The 25262-nt window shown below is 66.7% G+C and carries 25 protein-coding genes and 1 pseudogene; 11 read left to right on the forward strand and 15 right to left on the reverse strand.

Going from position 1 to position 25262, the window contains the following annotated elements; all coding sequences use genetic code 11:
- Positions 1-30: 30 nt before the first annotated feature.
- Together ABZ004_RS05285 and ABZ004_RS05290 are read left to right on the forward strand one after the other, a co-directional pair.
- Positions 31-843, forward strand: coding sequence for a metal ABC transporter permease (locus ABZ004_RS05285; RefSeq protein WP_355678514.1), 813 nt, complete (start codon positions 31-33; stop codon positions 841-843).
- Positions 840-1664: a metal ABC transporter permease gene (locus ABZ004_RS05290; protein WP_355678515.1), complete on the forward strand. Its 825-nt coding sequence runs from the start codon at positions 840-842 to the stop codon at positions 1662-1664. Before ABZ004_RS05285 ends, ABZ004_RS05290 begins: the two co-directional genes overlap by 4 nt.
- Here the strand turns inward: ABZ004_RS05290 and ABZ004_RS05295 are convergent.
- Positions 1630-2088, reverse strand: a complete 459-nt coding sequence (locus ABZ004_RS05295) for a Fur family transcriptional regulator (RefSeq protein WP_355678516.1) — start codon at positions 2086-2088, stop codon at positions 1630-1632. The genes ABZ004_RS05290 and ABZ004_RS05295 overlap by 35 nt on opposite strands.
- Before the next feature lie 35 nt (positions 2089-2123).
- On the reverse strand, positions 2124-3002 hold the full coding sequence (locus ABZ004_RS05300; RefSeq protein WP_355678517.1) for an SDR family oxidoreductase: 879 nt from the start codon (positions 3000-3002) through the stop codon (positions 2124-2126).
- 86 nt (positions 3003-3088) lie between these two features.
- On the opposite strand from ABZ004_RS05300, the gene ABZ004_RS05305 reads away from it, so the two are divergent.
- Positions 3089-3661 carry a helix-turn-helix domain-containing protein gene (locus ABZ004_RS05305; RefSeq protein ID WP_355678518.1) on the forward strand — a complete coding sequence of 191 codons (573 nt, stop codon included), beginning with the start codon at positions 3089-3091 and terminating at the stop codon, positions 3659-3661.
- Here ABZ004_RS05305 and ABZ004_RS05310 read toward each other — a convergent pair.
- Positions 3650-4423 (reverse strand): class I SAM-dependent methyltransferase, encoded by a 774-nt coding sequence (locus tag ABZ004_RS05310; RefSeq protein ID WP_355678519.1) that lies wholly within the window; start codon positions 4421-4423, stop codon positions 3650-3652. The two genes, ABZ004_RS05305 and ABZ004_RS05310, sit on opposite strands and share 12 nt — an antisense overlap.
- 196 nt (positions 4424-4619) lie before the next feature.
- Here ABZ004_RS05310 and ABZ004_RS05315 point away from each other — a divergent pair, with 196 nt between their 5' ends.
- Both ABZ004_RS05315 and ABZ004_RS05320 read left to right on the forward strand, forming a co-directional pair.
- Positions 4620-5522, forward strand: a complete 903-nt coding sequence (locus tag ABZ004_RS05315) for a DUF929 family protein (protein ID WP_355678520.1) — start codon at positions 4620-4622, stop codon at positions 5520-5522.
- 2 nt (positions 5523-5524) lie between these two features.
- Complete coding sequence (locus ABZ004_RS05320) at positions 5525-6004, forward strand: vitamin K epoxide reductase family protein (RefSeq protein WP_355678521.1); 480 nt, start codon at positions 5525-5527, stop codon at positions 6002-6004.
- 4 nt (positions 6005-6008) lie between these two features.
- Here the strand turns inward: ABZ004_RS05320 and ABZ004_RS05325 are convergent, their stop codons facing one another.
- From ABZ004_RS05325 to ABZ004_RS05340, 4 genes are all read right to left on the reverse strand, one after another.
- On the reverse strand, positions 6009-7091 hold the full coding sequence (locus tag ABZ004_RS05325) for a heavy-metal-associated domain-containing protein (protein ID WP_355678522.1): 1083 nt from the start codon (positions 7089-7091) through the stop codon (positions 6009-6011).
- An 80-nt stretch (positions 7092-7171) separates the two neighbouring features.
- Positions 7172-8512, reverse strand: a complete 1341-nt coding sequence (locus ABZ004_RS05330; RefSeq protein ID WP_355678523.1) for an FAD-binding oxidoreductase — start codon at positions 8510-8512, stop codon at positions 7172-7174.
- 85 nt (positions 8513-8597) lie between these two features.
- The gene (locus tag ABZ004_RS05335) at positions 8598-9173 is read right to left on the reverse strand and encodes a DUF5134 domain-containing protein (protein ID WP_355678524.1); all 576 of its coding nucleotides are present in this window, start codon (positions 9171-9173) and stop codon (positions 8598-8600) included.
- Positions 9174-9415: 242 nt separating this feature from the next.
- On the reverse strand, positions 9416-11563 hold the full coding sequence (locus tag ABZ004_RS05340) for an MMPL family transporter (protein ID WP_355678525.1): 2148 nt from the start codon (positions 11561-11563) through the stop codon (positions 9416-9418).
- Between the two features lie 182 nt (positions 11564-11745).
- On the opposite strand from ABZ004_RS05340, the gene ABZ004_RS05345 reads away from it, so the two are divergent.
- Positions 11746-13128 carry an epoxide hydrolase family protein gene (locus tag ABZ004_RS05345; RefSeq protein ID WP_355678526.1) on the forward strand — a complete coding sequence of 461 codons (1383 nt, stop codon included), beginning with the start codon at positions 11746-11748 and terminating at the stop codon, positions 13126-13128.
- Positions 13129-13134: 6 nt separating this feature from the next.
- On the opposite strand, the gene ABZ004_RS05350 is transcribed toward ABZ004_RS05345, so the two are convergent.
- Positions 13135-13569, reverse strand: a complete 435-nt coding sequence (locus ABZ004_RS05350; RefSeq protein WP_355678527.1) for a GNAT family N-acetyltransferase — start codon at positions 13567-13569, stop codon at positions 13135-13137.
- Between ABZ004_RS05350 and ABZ004_RS05355 the strand changes: the two genes are divergently transcribed.
- Entirely contained in the window at positions 13551-14378 is an 828-nt protein-coding gene (locus ABZ004_RS05355; RefSeq protein WP_355678528.1) for a phosphotransferase, read from the forward strand. The two genes, ABZ004_RS05350 and ABZ004_RS05355, sit on opposite strands and share 19 nt — an antisense overlap.
- A 4-nt stretch (positions 14379-14382) precedes the next feature.
- On the opposite strand, the gene ABZ004_RS05360 is transcribed toward ABZ004_RS05355, so the two are convergent.
- Entirely contained in the window at positions 14383-15825 is a 1443-nt protein-coding gene (locus tag ABZ004_RS05360) for an MFS transporter (protein ID WP_355678529.1), read from the reverse strand.
- Between the two features lie 27 nt (positions 15826-15852).
- Here ABZ004_RS05360 and ABZ004_RS05365 point away from each other — a divergent pair, with 27 nt between their 5' ends.
- A complete protein-coding gene (locus tag ABZ004_RS05365; RefSeq protein ID WP_355678530.1) occupies positions 15853-16488 on the forward strand; it encodes a helix-turn-helix domain-containing protein in 636 nt (211 codons plus the stop codon).
- Positions 16489-16541: 53 nt separating this feature from the next.
- On the opposite strand, the gene ABZ004_RS05370 is transcribed toward ABZ004_RS05365, so the two are convergent.
- Complete coding sequence (locus ABZ004_RS05370; RefSeq protein ID WP_355678531.1) at positions 16542-16928, reverse strand: RNHCP domain-containing protein; 387 nt, start codon at positions 16926-16928, stop codon at positions 16542-16544.
- A gap of 435 nt (positions 16929-17363) precedes the next feature.
- Here ABZ004_RS05370 and ABZ004_RS05375 point away from each other — a divergent pair, with 435 nt between their 5' ends.
- The 3 genes from ABZ004_RS05375 to ABZ004_RS05385 all read left to right on the forward strand — a co-directional run bounded on the left by ABZ004_RS05375 (position 17364) and on the right by ABZ004_RS05385 (position 20306).
- Positions 17364-18653, forward strand: coding sequence for a globin domain-containing protein (locus ABZ004_RS05375; protein WP_355678532.1), 1290 nt, complete (start codon positions 17364-17366; stop codon positions 18651-18653).
- A complete protein-coding gene (locus ABZ004_RS05380) occupies positions 18601-19074 on the forward strand; it encodes a DivIVA domain-containing protein (protein ID WP_355678533.1) in 474 nt (157 codons plus the stop codon). Before ABZ004_RS05375 ends, ABZ004_RS05380 begins: the two co-directional genes overlap by 53 nt.
- An 89-nt stretch (positions 19075-19163) precedes the next feature.
- On the forward strand, positions 19164-20306 hold the full coding sequence (locus tag ABZ004_RS05385; RefSeq protein WP_355678534.1) for a nitric oxide synthase oxygenase: 1143 nt from the start codon (positions 19164-19166) through the stop codon (positions 20304-20306).
- A 30-nt stretch (positions 20307-20336) separates the two neighbouring features.
- Here the strand turns inward: ABZ004_RS05385 and ABZ004_RS05390 are convergent, their stop codons facing one another.
- The 5 genes and pseudogenes from ABZ004_RS05390 to ABZ004_RS05410 all read right to left on the reverse strand — a co-directional run bounded on the left by ABZ004_RS05390 (position 20337) and on the right by ABZ004_RS05410 (position 25180).
- Positions 20337-20795: a phospholipase A2 gene (locus ABZ004_RS05390; RefSeq protein ID WP_355678535.1), complete on the reverse strand. Its 459-nt coding sequence runs from the start codon at positions 20793-20795 to the stop codon at positions 20337-20339.
- Between the two features lie 77 nt (positions 20796-20872).
- Entirely contained in the window at positions 20873-21232 is a 360-nt protein-coding gene (locus tag ABZ004_RS05395) for a DUF1003 domain-containing protein (RefSeq protein ID WP_355678536.1), read from the reverse strand.
- A 99-nt stretch (positions 21233-21331) separates the two neighbouring features.
- Positions 21332-21652, reverse strand: a complete 321-nt coding sequence (locus ABZ004_RS05400) for a phospholipase domain-containing protein (RefSeq protein ID WP_355678660.1) — start codon at positions 21650-21652, stop codon at positions 21332-21334.
- Positions 21615-23360: pseudogene (locus ABZ004_RS05405) on the reverse strand (phosphocholine-specific phospholipase C); the annotation flags it as partial. The gene ABZ004_RS05400 and the pseudogene ABZ004_RS05405, both read right to left, overlap by 38 nt.
- Before the next feature lie 38 nt (positions 23361-23398).
- The gene (locus ABZ004_RS05410; RefSeq protein ID WP_355678537.1) at positions 23399-25180 is read right to left on the reverse strand and encodes a ricin-type beta-trefoil lectin domain protein; all 1782 of its coding nucleotides are present in this window, start codon (positions 25178-25180) and stop codon (positions 23399-23401) included.
- Positions 25181-25262: the final 82 nt, after the last annotated feature.

A 25262-nucleotide genomic window follows, 5' to 3' on the forward strand; every position in this document is an offset into this window, starting at 1 on the left:
TCGTGGAACCTCCTGACTGACCTCCGGGAGATGTGGGCCTATGCGTTCATGGTCAACGCCTTCCGCGCAGGCACGATCGTCGCCGTGGTGGCTGCGATCGTCGGCTGGTTCATGGTGCTGCGTCGCCAGAGCTTCGCGGGGCACACGCTGGCGGTCGTCGGGTTCCCGGGTGCGGCCGGGGCGACGCTGATCGGCTTGAGTACGACGTACGGGTATTTCGCCTTTTGTGTCGTGGCGGCGATCGTGCTCGGGCTGATACCGCGGATCGGGCGGGATGCCGATGGGCTCGAGTCGGCCTTGACGGGGACGATGCAGGCTTTCCTGCTGGCTTGCGGGTTCCTGTTCGCCGCGCTTTACAAGGGATTGCTCGGCGGAGTGACCGCATTGCTCTTCGGGAGCTTTCTGGGAATCACCGCGACGCAGGTCTGGGTGTTGCTAACAGTTGCCCTCGTTGTCTTGGCTGTGCTGGCCGTGATCGGCCGGCCGTTGCTTTTCGCATCCGTCGATCCTGATGTCGCTGCCGGCCGCGGCGTGAGGGTGCGGATGCTCAGCATGGTGTTTCTCATCATCTTGGGCGCCGCGGTGGCCGGGGCCAGTCAGATCACGGGCTCGCTGCTCGTCTTTGCCTTGCTGGTAATGCCCGCAGCGACTGCTCAGGCTTTGACGGCGAGCCCGCGTCTCGGCTTGGCATTGTCCGTTGTTTTCGCGGTCGTGGTGACGTGGTTCGGGCTGTTCGCCGCGTATTACTCGCCCTATCCGATCGGCTTCTTCGTGACGACTTTCGCCTTCGTGGGTTACGTTCTCGCGCGCCTTCGTTTCCGGCCCTCCGTGGCCGTCGCATGATCGGCCAGGCGTTCTTCCAGCACGCATTGCTCGCCGGTACGGCGATTGCCGGCGCCGCGGGTCTGATCGGCTATTTCCTCGTACTACGGGCGCAAGTGTTCACCGGCGACGCACTGAGCCACGTCGCCTTCACCGGTGCGCTCGCCGCCCTCGCGATCGGTGTCGATCCTCGGCTGGGCCTCTTCGCCGCAACCATCGGGGTCGCTCTGCTGCTCGGCGTACTGGGACGGCGAGGCCGGCCGGATGATGTTGCCATCGGCAATGTGTTCAGCTGGATCCTCGGTCTGGGCGTCTTCTTCCTGACCGTGTACACGACGTCGCGGAGTGCGGCGAACGGCAATGCTGGGGTCAGCGTGTTGTTCGGGTCGATCTTCGGGCTGTCGTTGTCCCAGGCGGTGACGTCGGCAGTCGTCGCGCTGGTGGTCTGTGCCGCGGTTGTGCTGGTCGCGCGGCCGTTGCTGTTCGCCTCCATTGACGAAGCGGTGGCGGCCGCGCGCGGCGTACCGGTGCGTCTTCTCGGGTTTGTCTTTCTCGCCCTGGTCGGGGCTTGCGCAGCGGTGGCGACACAGGCCGTCGGATCGCTGTTGATCCTGGGCCTCCTGGCTGCTCCCGCAGGCGCCGCACAGCGATTGACCGACCGCCCCTACCGAGCTCTCGCCTTGTCGGCGGGGTTGGCGATCCTCGAGATGTGGGCCGGATTGGCGCTGAGCTCGACCGTGCCGAAAGTGCCGCCCAGCTTCGGCATCCTGGCCGCCGCAACAGCTGTCTTCGCTGCTGCCGTCATCGTCAGTCAGCGCCGTTTCCGGCTTCTCCCCCATTGATCACCTGGTAGCAATCGGCGCAGACGCCGGAGAGCTCGAGGGTGTGCTCGAGGTCTGAGAAACCGGCGTCCGCTGCGAGCCCCTCCGCCCAGCGCTCGACAACATCCGTGTCGACCACGAGACTCAGACCGCAGCATCGGCAGATGAAGTAATGCCGATGACCCGTCACCGGACGCTGCCGGTAGTGCCTCCCACCGGCGTCATCCCGTACGACGTCCACCAACTCGGCGCGCTCGAGGTCGTGCAGTGCGCGGTAGACCGTGGTCAGGCCGATCGAGATCCCCGCGGATCCCAGCAGGTGATGCAGTTCGCCGGCCGACACGAACTCCCGGCAACCGGCGAGCATGTCGAGGATCGCGGCCCGCTGGCGCGTTCGCCGCAGCCCGATATCGGCTGCACTGAGGCGCTCCACCTCGTCGGTCACGCGTCAAGGCTACCTGAACATGGTTTCCATCTCTATTAAGAGATGCGGCGCAGGTCTTCGAGAAGGCTTGGCTGGATGGGCTTCCAGCCGAGTGCGTCCTGGGTGTGCGTACTCGACGACGGCTGGTCCATTGCGAACACAGCACCCAGGGCACCGAATGACTCCGGCGGTAGCGACTGGACGGGGAGTCCGAGTTGCTCGCCGATGACCGTGACGATGTCGCGGACGGCATCACCTTCGTCGGCCACTGCATGCCAGGAGCTCCCCGCCGGGGCCGACTCCAGGGCGAGCCGGAAGAGGACGGCCGCATCGAGGGCGTGCACGGCCGGCCAGCGCTGCTCTCCGTTGCCCGGGTAGCCGGCGACACCGGTCTGGCGCGCGATCGACGTCAGCATGCCGGCGAATCCACCTTTGCCTTCGTTGTGGACTGTGCGCGGCAGGCGCACCGCGGAGGTCCGGACTCCGCGGGACGCGAGATCCAGGGCCGCCAGCACTGCGCGACCGCGGCCGCCCACGAGGCCTTCGGTCGACGGCGCATCGGCTTCGGTGGAGACCCGGCCGGCCACGTACGGCGTACCGGAAACCGTTACGAAGGGGCGATCGCTGCCGACGAGCTCTTCGCCGAGTGCTGCGATGGCTGCCGTTTCCTCGGCGACCGATCGGGCCACGGCATCCAGGCTGCTGAAGTCGTTACTGAAGGCAAGGTGGATCACTCCGTCCGACTGGGCCGTTCCGGCGCGGAGGACGTCGAGGTCGGCCAGGCTCCCCCGCAATACCTCGGCACCTGCCTTCTCGGCAGCTGCTGCGGACGCCTCGGAGCGCGCGAGCACCAGCACGGCGTGGCCGTGGCCGAGCAGTTCGGCGACGACGGCTGAGCCGATCAGACCGGTGCCGCCGGTGACGAAGACCTTCATGGGACTCTCCTGACAAGTGATGGGACTCTTATCCCATCACAGTACCAGGGTGACGGGACAATGGTCCCATCACGTAGGATCGGGCCATGGCACGGTGGGAACCGGGAGCGCGCGAACGGCTGGTCGTGGCCGCCGTCGATCTCTTCGCCGAGCAGGGGTACGACGCGACGACGGTCGCGCAGATCGCCGAGCGTGCGGGCGTCACCAGGAGCACTTTCTTCCGGCACTTCCCCGACAAGCGGGAGCTGCTCGTGGCCGGCCAGGATGCGCTGAGCCGGCTGCTGGCCGAGGGGATCGCCGAGGCACCACCGGAGGCCGGTCCGCTCGAGGCCGTGGCGGCCGGGCTGTCCCGGGCGTCGAGCGCCTTCGGGCCGATGAATCACGAGATCGGTCCCCGGCTGAAGGCGGCCGTCGCCGCTAGCACCGAGCTCCAGGAGCGGGACATCCTGAAGAGTGTTGGCCTCGCCGCAACCATGACCGCGGCCCTGGTCGCCCGCGGCGTCCCGGATCCGATCGCCCAGCTCGCCGGCGAACTCGGCATCCTCGCCTTCAAACGCGGGTACGCCGAATGGTCAGAAGCCGACTCCGCCGACGAGTTCGCTCCGTACGCTCTCAAGGCCCTGGCGGACCTCCGGGCCGCCACGGCCTCACTTGGCTGAAGAGACGATCAGGACGAGCGAACCATCGAAGTGCGACTGGGTGCGGAGATGGCCGTGAGCGGCATCCCAGGTTCCGTCGGCCAGATCGCGACCGAGGGTGGCTTCGAACCGCTCGTGAACTTCCGGGGCGACGAAACTCCAGGCTGAGTTGGCTTTGCGGGCGCCTGGGTCGAGCAGGCGTTCCGGGCGCCCGTAGTACGCCTCGCCAAAACCGTCGCTGCAGTTGAGTGGGATCGGCAGCGCGATGACCTGGCCGCCGCCCAGCCCTGAGGTGATGACGTCGACGGCCGGGTAGCGACGCGCTTCGGTCTCGATCGCCTCGGGCGCATATTCGTAGAGCCAGAACTTCTGCAGCAGCGTCGGATCGCAAGTCAGCACGACAACCGGACCGCGCGTGACCCGACGCATTTCGGCGAGTCCCGCTTCCAGGTTCGACCACTGATGCACGGTGAAGGTCGCCATCGCCGCATCGAAGGTGTCGTCCGCGAACGGCAGCTCCTCGGCGATCCCGTCGATCGCGGCGACCCGATCGGGCGGCCGCTGAGCCCGCATCTGCGCCGACGGCTCCACCGCGGTCACCTCCAGATCACGCGGCTCGTACGACCCAGCCCCCGCACCGACATTCAGCACCGTCCGCGCATCCCCCAACGCCCTCCGAACAGCCCCCTCGATCTCCGCCTCAGGCTGCCGGTACGCCGTATACCCATCCCCGATCCGCCCGTAATCCGCATCTCCAGCACTCCCATCCGCCAACCGCCCCATCCCCACTCCTCCTCTAGTAAGTTCCCCTTAGGAACCCTATGACACAACGAGTTCACCCAAGAGGCGGAACTCGGGGTATGGGTCGACCGTTGTCTGGTTACTCGCTGCGACGTGGGCTGATCGGCCTGTCGTGGGTGAGGTGTTCTGCGGCCGTGGCTAGACTCGGCTCGCTTCATGACCAGGCGGGAGAATTGCAGTGAGTAAGCGTGTCGAACAGAAGGCCAGGACACGGGAACGGGTCGCGGCGGAGCTGGCAGCTCAGCAGCGGGCCGAGCGGCGGAGACGGTTGCTGCTGGCCGTCGGAGCCGTCGTGGTGGTCATCGCCGTGATCGGCGGGCTGGTCGCGATCCGGCTCGCGGGTGGCGAGAAGAAGACCGCCACCGGACCGTCCGGCAAGGCCGACACCTCGCTGACGACGACGCTCGCCTCCGTTCCGGCCGAGACCTTCGACAAGGTCGGCACCGACGGCGTCCAGGGCGGTCCCTCGGAGATCACCGCGCCGGCCCTGACCGCGGGCGGCAAGCCGAAGGTGCTCTACATCGGCGCCGAGTTCTGCCCGTACTGCGCGGCGGAGCGCTGGCCGGTCACGGTCGCGCTCTCCCGGTTCGGCACCTTCAGCAACCTCGGCACGACGCACTCCGCAGGCGACGACGTCAGCCCGAACACGCCGACGCTGTCCTTCCATGGCGCCACCTACACCAGCCAGTACCTGGCCTTCACCGGCGTCGAGACGACCACGAACGAGAAGGTCAACGGGCAGTACGCCCCGCTGGACACGCCGACCGCGGCCGACCAGAACACCTTCGACACCTACAACAAGCCGCCGTACGTGTCGAGCGCGGGCTCGATCCCGTTCGTTGACCTCGGCGGCAAGTACGTCTCGGCCGGCGCGACGTACAGCCCGGACCTGCTGGCCGGCAAGACGCAGACCGAGATCGCCGACGCGCTGAAGGATCCGTCGAGCCCGATCGCGAAGGCGATCGACGGTTCGGCCAACAAGTACACGGCCGCGCTCTGCAAGCTCACCAACAACCAGCCCGCCGCGGTCTGCACGTCACCCGCGGTCACGGCAGCGACCGGCACGCTCGGGAAGAGCTGATCATGAGCGGGACCACATCCTCGCGGGAGCGCACCGAGGCTGTCGCACGGCTCGGCTGGTTGCCCTGGGCAACCTTGGTCGTGTCGGTGGCCGGCCTCGCCGTCGCGGCGTACCTGACCTACGAGCACTTCACCGCCGGTACGACGCTCGCCTGCCCGAACACCGGCGTCGTCAACTGCGCCAAGGTCACCAGCAGCAAGTACTCCGAGCTCGCAGGCATCCCGGTCGCCCTGCTCGGCCTCGGCTTCTTCGCTGCGATGACCGTGCTGTCGCTCCCGCCGTTCTGGCGGACAGCGTCGCCATGGCCCGGCCGCGCCCGTCTCGCGGCGGTCGTGGTCGGCGTCGTGTTCGTCTGCTACCTGATCTGGGCCGAGCTGTTCCAGATCAACGCGATCTGCCTGTGGTGCACGGTCGTCCACGCACTCACGATCATCTTGTTCGGCCTCGTCGTCATCCGGGTGGCCCTACCGCCGATCGACTGATTGCTCAAGCACTCCCCGGTACGACGGTATAGCCGCGTCCCCGGATCGCCTCGAAACTCTGCTCCCGCACCTCGGCCGTCGGAAACACGGCGACCACCTGCTTGGTTTCGAGGTCGATCCCGGACACCTGCACTCCCAGGCCTTCCAGCACCCCGGTGATCGTGTTCGTGCAGTGCGAGCACGTCATGTCCGGTACCTCGAACACCTCGTTGGCAGCATCCACGGTTTCCTCCGCATCCCTAGACCGACCGACCTCGACCAGATCGAGCAACTGCACGAACGTCTCGACAAAGGTGTCCACCACTCCCGGCAGCAGCCGCGTGCCGTCCACCGCCATGTTGGCCAGACATCGCGGCTGCTCCCCCGGCGGCAACTTGGCGTACTGCTCGGACACCGCCTCGGCGATCGCCACGTCCTTCATCGCTCGCAGGATGCTCGTCGTCTCGGCGGCGTAGCGAACCATGCCGTCCTGGATCCGCAGCCGCACCGGGATCATCCCGCGGCGAAACGTCGACGACTGCAAACCCCAGAACCAGGTGTTCGCCACGACGCCGAAGATCCCGGAATCCCTGATCCCGCGAGCAAAATCGGCGGCATTCGCGTACGGCGTACTGTCGGCAAGGTACGCGTGCTGCACCAACCCGCGCGCCGTCGTGTCGATCCCCACCCGCAGAATCTCCAGCGGATCCTTGTCCGTCGTGGTCGCCGCCATCACCGCCCGGGCCTCATCCGAGAGCGCCCGTTCGTCCGTCGCCAACGTCCGCCACAGAACCAGCGTCGCCTCCCGCGCCACGACCGGGACGACCGCCCCGAGCGAGCCGCAATGCGCCACATTGAGAACGCCTTCGCTGTCGCGCCAATTCACCGTGCTGGCCGCACTCGTGACCAATGAGGCCGGGCACGGCCGCATCTGTTCCCGCACATAGGTGAGCTGTAGCTCGGTCAGGTGACTCCCCCTTGCCGGCACCAGCGGCACCGGCTCCGCCTCAACCCTGCGCGCGGGGCCGAGAGACAACTCGCCGAAGGGGCGAGCAGCCTCCGCCAGCACCCGCGCCGCGGCCGCGCGATCGTACGAACCGGTAGACATTCGCAGCGAACCTCCCCGGCCGGGCAAAACGACTCCTCCAAGTCTAGAAACCAACGCGGGACTCTGCTGCCGCCCGCGTGTCAGGCCGGACGCACGTTGTGATTGCCGCGGAACAGGTTGCCCGGGTCGTACTGGCTCTTGACCGCCGCGAGCCGCTTGTAGGTTTCCGTGGGATAGATCGCGGCGACATCTTCGTCCGTCGCCGAGGCGAGGAAGTTCGCGTAGGCACCGGTGATGTGGGGGGCGAGGCGTGCCCAGATCGCATCCAGCCCTGGCTGAGCCGCCTCGACCACCGGGGCCGGACCCACAACAGTCACCAGAACCATCAACTCCGCCTGACGATGCGCGTACGCCGTGGCGTCATCGGCGACCCGTGCGACTGCTCCGCCGACACTCCGCAGAGCAAGGATCGGCGACCGCTCCGACGTACCGACCTCCGCAAGGATCTTGAGCACCTCGGGCACAGATTCCTCGGCGACGAAGGCGCTCCGGTTCACGACCTTGATGCCGGGCGGCGGAGCGAATCCCTCTTCGAGAGTGTCCGCGACAGGCTTCCGTACGACGGTGTCGGCGAGCACCGTGCCGAGGCGGCGGATGGGGTCGATCACCTCGTTGGCCTGCTCCTGTGAGTCGCCGTCGAAGGCGACCAGGATCTCGATCGGCGCCTCCGGCCCGCCGGTGAACGGGTTGGCGAGTGTGACGGTCGAGGTCAGCTCCTCGGGCGCCGTACGGAGGTAGTCCGCCCAGCCCTGGAGTACGCCGGCTGCCTCGGCGGCCGGGAAGGTGAGCTTGCCGTGGAAGACCTCGGTCGTCGGGTGCGCCTCGAACTCGAACGCGGTGACGATCCCGAAGTTGCCGCCACCACCGCGGATCGCCCAGAACAGCTCCGGGTTCTCCTCGGCACTCGCTCGCACGACCTCTCCCTCGGCGGTGACCAGCTCGACGGCAACCAGATTGTCGATGGCCAGGCCGTACTTCCGGACCTTCCAGCCGATCCCGCCGCTCAAGGTCAGCCCGCCGACCCCGACGCTCTTCGTGTCGCCGGACGAGATCGCCAGGCCGTGCGTCGCCAGAGTCGCCGCGACCTGTCCCCAGAGCGCGCCGCCACCGATCCGCACGAGGTGACGTTCCTTGTCGACGAGTTCGACACTCGCCAGCTTGCTGAGATCGATGACGACGCCGCCGTCGTTGGTCCCGAACCCCGCGAACGCGTGGCCCCCACCGCGCACCGACAGCTCCAGCCCCGAGTCGGCGGCGAACCTGACCGCCTTCTGAACATCGGCCACCGTCGACGGCCGCACCACCACCGCTGGGCTGCCGGCAACCAGCACCGACCCACTCACCGCCTCGTACTCCGCTCCCCCAGGCTCGATGATCTCTCCACCGAAGTCGCGACCAAGATCTTCCACTACTGAACTCATGCCATTCCCTCCATACGCTTGCCGGACGACTACCCGACGACAGCGACCGAGGTTTTGTGACGTGACCCCCACCACAAAGTTCGACTCAGAGGGCCGGCGTCATCAAGCCCAGCATGGCGGCCATCCCGCAGAAGGCGAGGGCGTGGCAGGCACAGAGCACGCGGTGACCCGGCGCCCGCAGTACGCGGGAGATCCACCAGGCCGCTGCCAGGATCATCAGACCGACCGCGACCCAGCTCCCCATCGCGGCCCAGATCCGGGTTCCGGCCAGCTCCGAGAAGTGCTGGTGACCGGGCATGTCCATTGCCATCGCGGGATCAGCGGTCATCAGCGTGGGCATCGCCAGCAGCATCCACACCATGCCGAGATTCATTCCGGCGTGCAGCAACGCGCCAGTCCGGCCGGTCACGGTGACGAGGCCGGTCAGGTGTCGCGCGAACACCACCGCCATCCCCGCGAACACCGCCAGCTGCACCCACTTCGCCCCGGTCGCCGACGGCCACCACACCATCAGCAGCATCGCCGGGCCCATCAGGATGTGGTTCACGTCGACGACGGCTTCGATCCCTTGGGACCGCGCGGTCGCCAGCCTCCAGAAACAGTACGCCGTGGTCGCCGAGAACAACCCGGTCAGCGCGACCTGCCACCCGTGAGCGAGCACTGGACCACCACGCCTTCCCCAGATCGACGACGGCACTCGGAAACATGCCCTCGATCCAGCTCCGGCAACCCTGTGTGATCAGGTCGTTGTGGCGACGTCGGCGACGATTTCTTCGGCGATCCGGCGGAGTTTGACGTTGCGGTGTTGCGAGAGGCGCATGAGGAAGGTGAGGGCGTGGGAGCGTGTGGTCGAGGTCTCCCGGTGGGGACCGACTCGCCGAGCCGGTCCCCCCAGTTACTACGTCAGCTCTTCGCGGAGAGGTCGAGTTCGCGTTCCTCGGCCTGCGCGTGCTGCGTCGGCGGCTTGCGGTCCTGCGCACCCGGCCACCAGGCGGCGTGACCGATCAGCGCGGTCAGCGCCGGCGTGAAGAACATCGCCATCACGAACGCGGCGACGACGATGCCGAAGGAGACGGCGAAACCCATCTCTGTCAGCAGCGAGTTGCCGGCCAGCATCAAGGTGGCGAAGGTCGCCGCCAGGATGAACCCGGCCGCGGCCACCGTCGGACCGGCGTGCCGCACCGCCATGCTGGCGGCCTCGCGCGGCTCACGGCCCTCCCGGGCTTCTTCCCGGAGCCTGGAGATCATCAGGATGTTGTAGTCCGTCCCGATCGCGACCACGAACAGGTACATGATCACCGGCAGCATGAACATCAGCCCCGAATGTCCCTGTCCCTTCTGGAAGATCAGCACCGTGGCACCGAGGGTGGCCGCGAAGCCGAGGCCGACCGAAGCCATCAGGTACCAGGGTGCGACGACGCTGCGGAGCAACAGGCCGAGGATGACCATGATCAGCAGCGCGGCGAGCGGGAACACCGTGCGGTAGTCGTGGTTCACCGCGGCATTGATGTCCTTGAAGATCGAGGTCATCCCGCCGACCAGCGCCTTGGTGTTCGGCGGCGCCTCGGCGTGCGCGACCTGCCGGACGTCGCTGATCACCTCGAGCGCCTTGTCGGTCGCGGACCCGTACTTCAAGGTCACCGTGATGTTGGCCGTCTTGCCATCCTTGCTCAGCGCGGCCGGCGCGACGTCGGCGACCCCGTCGACCGCCGCAAGCTTCTTCTCGTACGCCGGGAGCGCGGCCTGGTCGATCGCGCTGCCCGAGGTGACGAGGACCGAGGTCGGTTCCGCGGCACCGGCCGAGTACGCGCTCTGCATCTCGGTCTGGACGACCATCGACTCCTTGGTGTCCGGCATCGAACCGGCGGCCAGGTCGAAGGTCGCCTTGAAGCCCAGGGTGCCGAGGGCGAGCGCGACCATGATGATGCCCGAGACAGCGGCGTACAGGCCGGGCCGGCGTTGCACACCGCGGCCGAGTGCGGCGAAGCGTGCGTTGGTGGGCTCCTTCTGCCAGGCCTTCGACGGCCAGAACAGGGCGCGCGGCGGGATCAGCGAGCAGATCGCCGGGAACAGGGTCAGCGCGGCGATCAGGGTTACGGCGACGCTGATGGCGAGTGCGGGGCCCATCTGCTTGAGGAAGCCGAGCGTGGAGAGCAGGAGCGCGAGGAACGAGATCATGACCGCACCGGCTGCCGAGGCGATCGCCTCGCCGACCCGGCCGACCGCGTTGATCATGGCCTGCTTCGGCTCATCACCGGCCCGCAGGCGTTCGCGGTACCGGAACATGAGGAACAAGTAGTAGTCCGTGCCGACGCCTAGTAGTACGACGATCAGCAGCGCCGAGATCGAACTGTTCGCTTCGAGCCCGAAGAGCTTGGAGGCGTCGGCGATCAGTGCGTTGGCGGTGGTCGAGACCAGTGCGAGCAGGACAAGCAGTGGGAGTACGGCGAGGATCGGCGACCGGAAGATGATCAGCAGCGTGATCAGGATGATCGCGAAGGTGCCGACGAAGGTCAGGACGTTGGCCCGGTTGGACGACTCCTGCTGGTCCAGGCCCTGCGCTGCCGAACCGCCGAGCCTGGCGTCCAGCGCGGTGCCCTTGGTGAGTTCCTTGGCGTCGTTCCGCAGCGCCTTCGCGGCGTCCATCTGCTTCGGCTGCCCTGCGGTCGCGTCGTTCATCGAGACCAGGCCCATCACATAGCGGCCGTCCTTCGACGGCGGGCCGGGGACGACCTGCTCGACCTGGTCGATCTTCTTGGCGCCGAGCTGGGTAGTGATGTTCGCCGCGGCCTTGAGGTCGTCAGGGCTCAGTTTGCCGCCGTCGGCCCGCGAGTAGAGGACGATCGCGGACGGCGTGAAGCTGCTCGGGAAGGCACTCTGCTGAAGCTCGGCGGCCTGGATCGACTCGTAGCTCTTCGGCAGGAAGCTGCTCTGGTCGCTACTGGAAGGCAGGCTCGGCGCCGTCGCGACGACGGCGGCCGCGACGAAGACCCACGCCACGATCGTCCAGAGGGGATGACGGACGACGGCGCGCCCGATGCGGTGAAACATTTTCTATCTGTCCTCCAGGCCGGTTATTCGTAGACAACCACGATCGCGGGTCAGCCTGACACCGCGGTGTCACCACGCTGACACGGGGTCTCGACCAGGGGTTTCCACGGGCGCGACGAGGCTGGGATCCGACCAGGCTGAAGCCACCAACGAAGGCTTGTCCGATTGTGAAAGGGAGACCCATGCGCTCATCCTCGGCTCGACTCACCACCACCGACGGAGGTGCCAAGCCGACAGCGACAGCGACAGCGACAGCCAACGACGCGGCCGGGCCAACGCGGCGGAGCGTGCTGCAGGGCGGGCTGGCCGCGGGCGCCGCCGGAATCGCACTGGCAACGTTCGGCGAAACGCCGGCCGGCGCCGCCACCGGTGCAGCCGCCTCCGCAAGCACAATCAATGATGCACGGATCCGGCCGTTCCGGGTTTCGGTTCCTCAGCAGCAGCTGCTCACGCTGCGCCGGAAGGTCGCCGAGACGCGGTGGCCGGCCAAGGAGCTGGTCACGGACCGCTCGCAGGGAGTCCAGCTCGCGACCGCACAGGCGCTGGCGAAGTTCTGGACGACCCGGTACGACTGGCGCCGGTTCGAGGAGAAGCTGAACAAGCTTCCGCAGTACAAGACCGAGATCGACGGCGTCGACATCCACTTCATCCACGTCCGGTCGCCGCACGAGGACGCGCTGCCGCTGATCATGACGCACGGCTGGCCCGGCTCGATCGTCGAGATGCTCGACGCCGTCGGCCCGCTGACGAATCCGACCAAGCACGGCGGCCGGGCGGCGGACGCGTTCCATCTCGTCGTCCCGTCGATCCCCGGCTACGGCTTCTCCGGCCAGCCGACCGAGCTCGGCTGGGGACCGGCCCGCATCGCCCAGGCGTGGACGGAACTCATGCGACGACTCGGCTACTCACAGTACGTCGCTCAAGGCGGTGACGTCGGTGCTGCAGTCACCGACACTCTTGGACGCCAGGCTCCGGCGGGGCTGCTCGGAATCCACATGAACCTGCTGGTGCCGGCCCTCGGCGGCGCTGTCGAGCCGAAGGAGACCGCCGAGGAGCAGTCGGCCGCGGCCGCGCTCGACCAGTTCCGCGCTACCGGCAGCGGTTACCTCATCGAGCAGAACACCCGGCCGCAGACGATCGGCTACTCGCTGCTGGATTCACCGGTCGGGCTGGCCACCTGGATGCTCGACCACGACACCGACTCCTACTACAAGAGCGCCGGGGCTTTCGTCGACGGCAAGCCGTCCGGCAACCTGACCCGGGAGCACATCCTCGACAACATCACCACCTACTGGCTGACCGGCACCGGCGCATCCGCCGCCCGCGTTTACTGGGAAGGCGCCCACCCCCAGGGCGGCCGCCAGGTCCCTCCCCCGGTCACCGTCCCGGTCGGCTTCAGCGCCTTCCCCGGCGAGATCTTCGTGGCGCCCCGGAGCTGGGTCGAGAACGCCTACCCGACCCTCACCTACTACAACAAGCCCGCCCGAGGTGGCCACTTCGCCGCCTGGGAAGAGCCCTTGCTGTTCACCAACGAGGTCCGCAACGCCTTCCGCGCCCTTCGCTGACCCTGGTTAGAGATCGCGGAGAAAGCGGGACGACTTTCCCGTTTGGATGACATAGCCGCGCCCTTGGTAGAACGCGTGGGCATCTGTACGGCGGTCGTTGCTGGTGACCTCCATGCGAACGCAGCCGCGGCTGGTGGCGAAGCCTTCCGCCGCGGCTACCAGGTCGGCACCGACGCCCTTGCCGCGAGCGTGCTCGTCGACAACCAGTGCCACGATCCGGCCCCACGAGCCCGCCCGCTCGAAGAATGGGCACGTGTGCACCGCGATCACGCCGAGAACCTCACCGTCGGCCTCGGCGACATAGACCGCACTCGAGTCCTCCTTGCCCCAGTTCTCGATCCGGTCGGCTGTCGTCTCGTTGTCGCCCTGGGCATACCCCAGCTGCTGCAGCAGGTCGTTCAGGGCGGCGGCATCGCTGGTCTGTGCGAGTCGTATCTCCATGCCCTCAGTCAAAAGCAAGTGATGTTGCCCGTACATATCGATACGCTCCGCGGATGGCCGACCTGGAGTCGAAGCGCGCTCAGGTCGCCCGCATCCGGCGTACGGGCGTGCGGGCGCTGGCGGACTACGCCCTCGACGATCTGCGGCTGACGTTCATCGCGCATGGGGAGAACACCACGTTCTGGCAGACCGGGCGCATGCAGGCGAACAACCCACGTCCTGTGCATTTCCGGCGTTTGGGCGGCGTCCTTGCCCGTCTGCATGAGCACGCGTCGACGTGGACTCCCCCATCGGGTTTCGTGCGCATGCAGTGGGAGTGGGAGACGTTCTTCGGCAACACGATGGAGTACGGCGGAATCTCAGCCGCCGACTGCTGGGATCTCCTGCCGACGCCGGTCCGCCTCCAGTTCGACGAGATCGCGCGCCGGATGCTTGTGGTCATGACCGACGGGCCGGACGGACTCATCCACGCCGATCTGCATCTGGAGAACGCTCTCTTCGATGGCGATGCGCTCCGCATCATCGACTTCGACGACTGTGGATTCGGCTCTTGGCTCTACGACCTCGCCGTACCGCTGTGGGACAACCGCTACCGCGACAACTACCCCGTACTCCGTGCCGCGCTCCTCGATGGCTATGCAGCCCACCGCGAACTCCCCGACCTGACTCACCTCGACGCCTTCATCGCCACCCGCGACGTCGCCTTCGGCCTCTGGTGCGCCGGGATGTCCCAGGTCAACCCATCCTTCGCCGCCAACCTCGACATGACGATGGACTACATTCATCGCTCCCTCACCAAACTCCTCTGACTGGTCAAGCTGCCACCGGCTCGGCGATGGGCGCGGTGTGACGGGTGCGGAGGTACGCCCAGCTGACGAGGGCTCCGGCTGTGATGGTCAGGGCCAGGCCCGCGACGGTGATCGCCGCCTCGAATTGTGAGGTCTGGTGTGGGGTCCAGTGCGCAGTGGCGATGCTGCCGGTGAACATCGCGGCGAGGATCGTGCCGGTGGCGGCGATCCCGATGCCGGTGGTGATTTGCGAGGACGTGTCGACCAGGGCGGCGCCAATCGTGGAGCGGTTCTCGGGGAGACCGCGCATGACGTTCGTGCCGGCGACGACGCCGACCACGCGGATCCCGGCGGAGACCAGCACGAGGGCGAGCGCGACCCATCCGTAGCCGAGACGACCGAGGGTCGCGTAGACGGCGAGGCCGACTACGACCAGCGCCGAGCTCATCCAGGCGGAGTTCTCGAGCCCGTCCCGCTTCACGAACGGGGTGACGAGTGCGCCACCGGCCAGTAGTACGACGACCTGCGGCAGCATGCCGATGGCCGTCAGCGCAGGCGACCAACCCCAGTCCAGCTGGAGTTGCAGCGTGACCATGTAACCGAGTCCCGCGACCGCGAGTCCGGAGGCAGCCTTGTAGGCCAGACCGCTGGCGACCAGCGGGCGAGCGACGAGCTTGAGATCGAGCAGCGGGAACTTCGCCGTCCGCTCGCGAAGTACGAAGAGCACGGCGGCCAGTACGACGGCAGCCGTGGTAACCCAGGGCTGCCAGGCGCCAGCGCCCTGCTCGACGAAGAACGTCGGGGCGACGAGAGCGAGGACAATCGTGGCGGTGCCGAGGATCGCCCCGCCGATGTCCACCGGGTCGCGGTGCAGCTCGGCGGGATCGTCGGCGGCGATCCCAGTCCGGATGCCGATGAACGCGAGGGCGGCGATCGGGACGTTGATCAGCAGCAGCACCTGCCACGGAGCGAAGGACAGCACGAAGCCGCCCGCCGTCGGGCCGACTGCGAGGCCGGCCATGCCGACGGTCGAGATCACGGTGAAGGCGCGCACCCGGAGACCGTCGTCGGCGAACAGCCGGAAGGCCAGCGCCATCGAACCGGGCGTGGTCATCGCGGCGGCGATCCCCATCGCGACCCGGACCGCGATGAGTTGATTCGCACTGCTGACGAAGGCGGTCGCGAGACTCGCAACCGCGAGCAGCACCAGCCCGATCAGCATCATCCGCCGGCGACCGGACCGGTCGGCGAGGGCTCCGAAGACGAGCATCAGTCCGCCGAACACAACGCCGTACCCGCCGGTCACCCATTGGAGCTGCGTGGTCGACGCCTGCAGGTCGCGCCCGATGGTCGGCAGGGCGACGTTGAGGATCGAGTTGTCGAGCATCTCGAACAGGAACACGGCCGAGAGCCCGGCCAAGGCAACCCAGGCCTGCCGGAGCGATCCGGGAGAATGTGCGATGATCATAGTCACTAAGTTAACTCACTAAGCTTAGTGACACAACCTCATGAGGAGCTGATCGCCGTGCCGAGGACCGGAACACGGGGCGGGCCGCAGACCCGGGCCAAGATCGCGGAGGTCGCGTCCGGGCTCTTCGTCGAGCGCGGTTTCGACGCGGTGACGGTCGCCGACGTCGCGAAGGCGGCCGGCGTCTCGAGCGTGACGGTCTTCAAGCACTTCGCCCGGAAGGAGGACCTCTTCCTCGATCGGCAGGCCGACGCGCTCGATCTGCTGCTGGCCGCCGTACGGGACCGGGGTCCGGGCGACGACGTCCTCGTGCTCCTCCGCGATCTGACGCTCGAGCTCGCCGATGCGCGGCACCCGCTGTCGGGCCTGGCTGACGGAGCGCTGCCGTTCTTTCAGACGGTCGCGGCATCACCGGCGCTGGCCAATCGCGCGCGGGAGATCGCCGCTGGTCTCCAACAGGCCCTCGCCGAGGAGCTCGAACGGCCGCCGGTGTTCGGCGGCGACGCTGCGCTCCTCGCCGCCTTCTTCATCGCCGGCTACTCGACTGTCCTGGTCGACACCGCACGCCGGCACCTCGCCGGCGAGCCCGCCGACACCGTCGCCGAGGCCCACCGAGCTCGTCTCGACAACCTGTACGCCGTACTCCGCGACGGCGTCACCTGACCTGTACGACGCGACGGCGTCGCCTGATGTTTCAGGCGACGCCGTCGTGCTGCTCAGACCTTCGTCTTGCGTGCCCTCGGCTTGCGAGTGGCCGTCGCGACCTCCGGTTCTGGAGCGAACGGGAGGAACGGCATCGTGAGTGGCAACGCTGCCAGTCGCATCAGAAGCAGGACGTTGTCGTCGCCTGCGGTCTTGTTGAGACGCAGCCGGCCACAGTTGGTACAGCGGTGGATGAGGACCCAACGGCCCTCGCCGCGGACCGTGACTGCAATCGGTTCCATACCGCCTGAGCAATCGGCCTTGCGGTCGCCCGGAACGTTGCGATCGAGATGGCGGGACCACAGACAACTCGGGCAATGATTGCGATGGGTGGTGCCGGGGGCGTCGAGAGAAACCTCTACGCCACAGTGTTCACAGCTGAACGAACGTGCGAATGACAAACCGAAATACCTTTCAGAGCGAAGCTGCTGGACAGGATGTTCATGGCTTCCCTCCTTCCGGTCGGCGCCGGCTGATCCGGCGTACTGGCCATTAGCAGATCAGCAGCGAGCGTGCAGTGTCAAAGGAGTTTCGTGCCGTCGGCTCGCCGCAAAGCGGACACGATGATCACGTCTGGATCTGGCTCAGCGGCAAGTGTCGAGACAGCGGCGGAATTTCGACACCATGAAGTCCGATGCGTCGTTTCGCCGGGCCGGCCGGCGGGTAGGTCGGGAGGGCGAAGCGCCGAAGGACTCGGGGATCGAATGGGGAGGGAACCCTTGTCATCAAAGGATTCGCCGGCATGCGCCGCCGGCGACCGGCACCACCTGCTGCCCATCATCGGGCGGTCCGTCACGACCGAGGAGCTGCCTTTCCGAGACGGATAGCGAACTCCGATGGAAGAAAATACGCTACAGCGCAGCTGGGACCGGGTCACTACACACGGAGAACAGGTACCGCTGTATTTCTACTCACACCTCTTCGTCTCTCATCCCGAAGTGCGGTCGATGTTCCCGCTGTCGATGGCGAATCAGCGGGACAAGTTCGTCAACGCACTGGGCCGGATCGTCAGCCATGCCGATCAACTCGACAAGGACGAGGCCTTCCTGCAGCACCTGGGCCGGGATCATCGCAAGTACTCCGTCGTCGCCGAGCACTACAACGCGGTCGGTGCTTCGTTGTGCGCAACCCTGATGCACTTCCTGGGGTCCGACTGGGACGAGGATCTCGCGGCACAATGGACCGCGGCGTATCAGGTGGTCGCACGGATCATGGTCGAGGCGGCGGAGATGTCGTCGGACTCCAGCCCGGACTGGTGGGACGCCGATGTCGTCTGTGCCGAGCGGCGAACGATGGACCTCACGCTGCTGCGAGTGCGGCCGCGGCGCGCGTTTCACTACCGGCCGGGTCAGTCGGTGTCGATGGAGATCCCGCAGCGCCCTCGGCAGTGGCGGTACTTCAGTCCGGCCAACGCACCGCGCAAGGACGGCTCGATCGACCTGCATGTGCAGCAGATCGACGGCGGTCAGGTGAGCCCGACGGTCGTCCGGACGCTGAAGACCGGCGACGTCGTGAAGCTCGGAGCGCCGCTCGGCGAACGGCTGACCCGGCGAGAAGGTGACACCCGGGAGTTGCTGATGGTCGCCGGTGGAACCGGGCTCGCTCCGCTGCTGGCAGTCGTCGAGCAGATCGACCACGAGTGGCAACGGACCGGTTCGGGGCCGTTGGTCCACCTGCTGCACGGCGTACGGATGCCTTGGCATTTGTACGACCGGCCGCGGTTGCGGCAGCTGGCCGAGCAGCGGCCGTGGTTCGACTACACGGAGGTCGTGTCGGACGATCCGTCCTATCCCGGCACGCGCGGGAAGGTCGGCACGATCGCGGCCAAACAACTGCTGATCGGCCGGACGGCGATGGTGTGCGGCGGACCGCAGATGGTCGCGCACACGTTGGAGCAGCTGACGAGCGCCGGCATGCGTCCGGAGGACATCAAGTACGAGCACTTCTACTACGCAGCCGCCGGGGCCGGGCTGGCGCAACCAGAGCAGGGGACGACACGTGACGCACACCAACCACCGCGTATCGCACTACCAGACGCCCCGATCGATCCGGGACGCGACATTTCAGCGCCGGATGCGGGGTCTCGACGCAGACAAGGTCTACGGGTACCTCGATCTGCTCGCTGAGCAGGTGCAGGCCACCGAGCGCGAGCTCGGCGACAGCCGGGCCGCGAACGATCGCCTGCAGGCCGAACTCCAACGCATGAAGGCCGAGCTGGATCAGTACGAGCAGGCCGGCGACCGGGTGAACGACCAGGTCGTCCAGCTGTTCAGCCAGGCACAGCTCGTGGTCGAGGAGATGGTCCAGGACGTCAGCCGGGACGCGCGCGAACGCATCGGCGAGGCGCGTGCCCAGGAGCGGAAGATCGTCGCGGAGGCGATGGACACGGCCGGGGAACAGGTTCGCTCGTACGCCCGGTCGGCCCAGGCGCAGATGCAAGGGATCGTGGACTCGTTCGCCACCGAGGTCGACCGCCTCGGCGAGGACAGCCCGACCGGCCGCAGGGCACGCTCGCACCACGGGACCGAGTCGCCGGGTCCGACATGAGCGGCTCCCGGCGCAAGGCGTTGCGGCGGGCATCACCTGGACCCGGTCCCCGGGTCCGGGCGCGGCTCGGCCACTCCTTACACCGGCCGGTGCCTGAGCCGGGCCCCGACACCGAGTTGCTCCGCGCCGCGGCCAGGGAGTTCCTCGAGCTCTTCCACACCGAGAATCCACGGGCTGGAGCGGTCGGGCCGCGGGTCGCCGCGGTGATGCGCGAGATCGACCTGACCGGGACCTACTGGCACACCAGCGAGGAGCTGACCTTCGGCGCACGCGTCGCCTGGCGCAACAACGAACGCTGCATCGGCCGGCTGTACTGGCACAGCTTGCAGGTGCGCGATCTGCGAACGGTCTCGGACGCCGGCCGCGTCGCTGCGCACTGCTTCGACCATCTGCGACTCGCTCACAACGGCGGCAAGATCCGGCCGATGATCAGCGTGTTCGCCCCCGAGACGCCGTACCGGCCGGCCCCCCGGATCTGGAACGAACAACTCATCCGGTACGCCGGGCACGCGCTCCCCGATGAGCGTGTTCTCGGCGATCCTCGCTATCTCGCCTTCACTTCTGGGCTGATCGAGCGCGGCTGGCAACCACCCTCGTCGCCGGGCGCGTTCGACGTCCTCCCCCTTGTCGTGGAGACGGTCGAAGAGGGACCTCAGCTTTTCGAAGTCCCCGCCGCCTCGATCCATGAGGTGCCACTGCGTCACCCTGAGCTGGCGTGGTTCGCGGACCTCGACCTGAGGTGGCACGCGGTTCCCGTGATCAGCAACAACCGGCTCGTCATCGGCGGCGTCTCCTACCCGGCCGCGCCCTTCAACGGCTGGTATATGGGCACGGAGATCGGCGCTCGCAATCTCGGCGACAGTGACCGCTATGCGCTGGTCCCGGAAGTCGCCGAGCGGATGGGCCTGGACACCTCCGAAGAGACGACGCTCTGGCGAGACCGGGCTCTGGTCGAACTCAACCGCGCCGTACTGCACTCGTTTCGCGCTCAGGGTGTGACTATCACGGACCATCACACCGAGTCCCGCCGCTTTCTGACCCATCTGGAACGCGAGGAGAATGCAGGCCGCCGGTGTCCCACCGACTGGACCTGGATCGTCCCGCCGATGTCCGGTTCACAGACCCCGGTCTTCCATCGCCACTACGACTCGTCTCCGCAGGTCCCCAACTTCTTCACCGACCCCGACGCCACTCATCGCGGGCTCCACGGTGGTCCCCCGGCCTTCCGCTGAACTTCCTGCAAAAGGCCGGGAGCCCTTCCCTTAGTCGTCGCCGAATGCCGTGACAGCTGCCCAGTAGACGTTCGCCGTACCGTGACAGGTCGACCGGCTCGCACCTGGCGCGTAGGCGTAGTCGCAGTTCTCCGTCAGCTGCACTTCCAGTTGGTCATCGCAGAACTTCTTGTGCGAGCCCGGCTGTTCGTAGCACATGTCGTGGATCGCGCACGGGCCACGGAAGTCTGCGGAGAACCACGAGTCGGGCGACGAGGTGCAGAAGTCGTGCAGCGATCCCAGCGACGGGTTGTAGATGTAGTTCGACGGCACTGCCACGAAGGACTGCACCGTGAAGACGGTCGGCAACGCCTTCGCGACAGGCTTGACGACGACCGCCTTCTGCGGCTGGGCCGGCTTGGCAGGGTTCGCACTTGCTGCGTGGGAGGGCAGCGGCGCAACGACCAGACCGGCGAGGCATATCGACGACACCACAAGCACGCGTCGCATCCATTGACGGATCATCTCTACTCCATTTCACGGGCGGCAGTAAGACACCGTGAAACTAGATCCGCTCCCCATACTTCCTAAATATCGTCCACCAGACGGCGATGCAGCTCTGTCGTGAGTACGTGGATCTCGCGGGTGAGCTGTGTGTTGGTCTTCAGTTCCAGCTCCGACTCGTTGAAGTCGTGGTCGGCCTTCGCCTGCTGGAACGCCGCCTGGCGGTTCTGCCCGATCATCACGAAGGTCGACAAGAAGATTGCCTCGAGCGACACCACCAATGTCAACGTCGGCCAGGGACTCGACTCGACGAGCAGCATCCAGACCGCGAACACCACCACGTGCACGTAGACGAATTGCATCGATCCGGCGAACGCCGTGATGGCATCAGCGATCCGCACCTGCAGATGCGCCGCCCGCTGCGCCTGGTGCGCCAACACCACCGGGTGATGCTGCCGGCCATTTGTTCCCACAGAATCCTCCAACGTCTCAGCAGCGGCCCGGACACCGCATGAACGCACGGTATCCGGGCCGCCCGCTTCTCAGCCGGAGACTGACGGAGTGTTGGTCTCCAGATGGCCGGTGAAGCGCTGGGTCCAGGCGGTGTCCGAGTTCGCCGTGACCGTGAAGTCGTACCAACCAGAGGCGTAAGCGGTGGCGTTGAAGTAGTCGGTGACTGTAGCGCCGGCGGCGACTTGGTAGGTCCATGGGCCGTCGCCGCGGTAGTTGTTGGCACGGATGGTGAAGGTGACCGCTGCCGTCGAGGTGTTGGTCAGCTTTGAAGAAGATGGCGAGTTTGCCGGTGTCCGGTGCCGGTGCGTACGTCGCTGTCGCGGAGAGGTACTTGCCGGCCGTGGTGGCATTCCCGGTGAAGCGACGCAAGAACCTGTTCGGCCCGACGACGGACAGGTCGTACTTGCCGTCCCCGAAGCCGGTGCCGCAGTTGAAGAAGTCACTCGTCCCGCCCTGCGAGGTGACCGTGTACTGCCACGGTCCGCCGCTGCGGTAGGCATTCGCGTACGCCGCGAAGTGCGTCGCCGCCGTACCGGTGTTCGCCATCGCGAGCCAGACGAGAATCTTGCCTGCGGCACCGAACTCCAGCCGGTCCAGATTCGCGTTGGGTTGGTAGGGCAGCGCTCGAGCCGGCCGGGTCCCCGGCTCTTGCACCGGCAAGGCATTGTCCACCGGCGCCGGGTTGGGCAGCAGGGTGCAATTGCCATAACCGATCGTCGGAGTCGCCGGGAGGCTCGGCAATCCGTACACGGGGTGGGCGAAGTCGAACATCCCGGTCAGATCTCCGCAGACCTGACGACGCCATGCGCTGATGTTCGGAGTGGTCGCGGGTTTGCCGATCGCACTCGTCCAGCGCTCGAGGAACCGTAGTACAGAAGTGTGATCGGAGACCTCCGAACTCACCCAGCCGCCGCGGGTCCAGGGAGAGATCGCCAGCAGCGGCACCCGGAAGCCGAGACCGATCGCGGTGCCGTTGTAGTACTCCCCCGCGGTTCCGGCCGGAGCGATCGGCGGCGGCACGTGATCGAAGAAGCCGTCGTTCTCGTCGTAGTTGAGGAACAGGATCGTCTGGTTGAAGACGGCCGGGTCGGCGTTGATCGCCTCGATCAGGCCGCGCACGAAGTTCGCACCGTCGGCCGGGGTCGCGTACGGGTGCTCGGAGACGGCTTGGTTGGGGACGACCCAGCTGACCTGGGGCAGGGTCCCAGCGGTCACGTCGGCACGGATCGCGGCCAGGATGTCGTCCGGAGTACGGCCGGTGACGCGGGGCACCGACGACATGCCCTTTGTCCGTAATACGCTGCCTGCGGGCGCGTTCTGGAACTGGGTGAAGTAGGCGAGCGCGTTGTCGCCGTAGTTGTCGGAGGCGTTCTGGTAGACCTTCCAGCTGACGCCGGCCGCCTCGAGCGCCTCGGCGTACGTCTGCCACTTGAGGCCGGATTCGTCACCGCCGTCGTACGCCGGTCCGCCGGCGACGCCTCCCGGATCGATCTGGCCGCTCCAGTGATAGGTCCGGTTCGGGCCGGTCGCGCTGAGGATCGAGCAGAAGTACGCATCGTTGATCGTCCAGTTGTCGGCCAGCGCGTAGTGGAACGGGATGTCGTCGCGGACCAGGTGGCCCAGGGCCCGGACATTTCCTTTCGCGGCGACCCAACTGTCGAGTTTCCCGCCGTTCCAGGCGCCATGCTGATCCGACCAGCCGTGGCTGAGGTCGCCGTTGCACTGCGCCAGCCGCTCCGGATCCGCACCGCCGGCCGGCTGGGTCTTGCTGAACTGCCAGGGATAGTGGCGGCCGCTGCCGTTGGGCTGGTTGAAGACGCTGTAGCCGCCGGGGAGCTGGATCCCGCTGCGATCGCCGAAGCCGCGTACTCCGCGCAGGGTTCCGAAGTAGTGGTCGAAGCTGCGGTTCTCCTGCATCAGGATCACGATGTGCTTCGCGTCCGTCAGCGTTCCCGTCGTACCGGCGCGGGCTTTTTCGGGGGTGAGCTGACTGGCTGCGATGCCTGCCGCTACCGCTCCGGCGGACGTGGCGATGAACTTCCTGCGGGTGACGGACATTCGAGCTTCCCTTCGGGGCGGTTGGGTAAAGCTTCGAGTTAACTACCGGGCGGATTGTCGAAAGGAGCACTCCAGGTCTGGTTGGGTTGATGACTCCCACAAGCGTAGGTGGCGACGACGGAGTTCTGGTTGGTGAAGTCGCTACCGGCGATGTCGATACAAGTGCTGCCCTGCCGCAGCTGACCAGCGCGGTTGTAGACCCACTTCTGCCTGCTGTCGCTGCCGTCACAGGCGGCCAGGCGGAGCCCGGTGGAGTCGCCGGAGATGCACAGGCTGCTGTTCTGCAGCGAGGAGATGAGTCCTGTCGACTGGCGTTGCCACTGCTGGTTGCTGTTGCCGGTGCACCCGTAGAGAGCGACCTTGTTGCCGAGCGCGGCTCCGGTGTAGGCGTCCAGGCACAGGGCGGATGCTTGGAAGGCGCTTTGTGGGGCCTGGATCTGTCCGGTCGAAATTGCATTTCCGCAGCTGCCGGGATCGACGGTGTATATCGCGGTGTCGTGGCTCGCGATCGTTGTGGTGATCGATGCCTGGACGTTTTGGTTGGTGTGAGCCCACAGGTCTCTTGCGGTGCGCGTACAGGTCGTGTTCGCGAAGCCAAGGCGGCTGAGGTTCAGCGTGTAGCTGGTTGAGGCGCCAGTCTTGTTCAGTACTGCGACCGCTCGACGTCCGCCGGCCAGAGGCTTGACGACGACGTCGATTGCGCTGTCCCGGGAGGCAAGGTAGCCACCGGCGCCCAGGGAGTCCTGATCGACGGCGATGATGTCGCTGTTCTTGAGGATGTTCAACTGCGGCGCGTAAGTCGTGGGGTCGGCGGCCAGCTTGCGGACGTCGGTACTGATCATCAGGGGCGAGCCCATTGCTGACCAGAGCGCGAACTGGCTGCGCTGCTCGGCGAGCGTCAACTGGTTGTTGTCGCCGATCAGCAACATGTCCGCGTCGTTGTGGTTGCCCGGACCGTTGTAGCGGGCAAGAGCGACTGTGTCAGTGAGGTTCTGGATCACGCCACCCTCGTAGTAGTCACCGCCGTGCGGCCAGTTCCAGGCCGACGCGTTGTCACCGTGCCAGACAGCGATATCCGGGCTGACCCGCCACATCTGACCGAGCGTCCGTACCCAGTCCATCGAGTTGTACTTCTCGGAGCTGGTCGGCCCGTAGCCGGCGGGTGCCGACTCGTTGAACAAGATCTTGCGACTCGTGTTGGCCGTAGCGGTTTTGAGGGCGTTGGCCATTGTGGTGAAGATCTGCTGGCGGTTGCTGCTCGTCGTACCGCAGTTGTCCAGCTTCAGCGAGTCGATCCCCCAGTAGGCAAGGGAGTTGGCATCGACTTGCTCGTGCCCCAGCACTCCCCCAGGCACGCCTTGGCAGGTGTTCACACCTGAGGTGCTGTAGAGGCCCGTCTCCATCCCCTGGCTGTGCACGAAGTTGGAGTAGTCGGTCAACTCCCAGTCGAACCCAGGCTGGCTGCTCCCACCCCAGCTAGCTGCTCCATGCAGATATCCCGCACTCGTCCGCTGCATCCAACAGTCATCAACAGTCAGGTTCTTGTACCCCGCGGCGACCAGACCGGTGTCCTTCATCGCCTTCGCCTGATCCTGCATGAACTGTTGGAACGAATACCCGCTCCTCGTCCCGTCGAGCCGCGTCTGAGCCGCGCACGTGAACCGCGCCCAGTTGTTGAACCCCATCATCGGCTTCTCACCCACAGCCGCGCTGGTGTTGGCCGCGACAGTGTCCGCACTCGCCGCCCCACCACCCACCAGCCCAGCGCCGACAAGCATCACAGCAAGAGCGATTCCGCACAGCCGACGACGAACTCTCATGGGCGGTCCCTTCGACGAGTATCGCTCAATATTGCGCACAATCGTTACTTATGTGCACTAAACGACACAGATTGCAAGCATC

This window comes from Kribbella sp. NPDC006257 (assembly GCF_040613535.1).
GTDB lineage: Bacteria > Actinomycetota > Actinomycetes > Propionibacteriales > Kribbellaceae > Kribbella.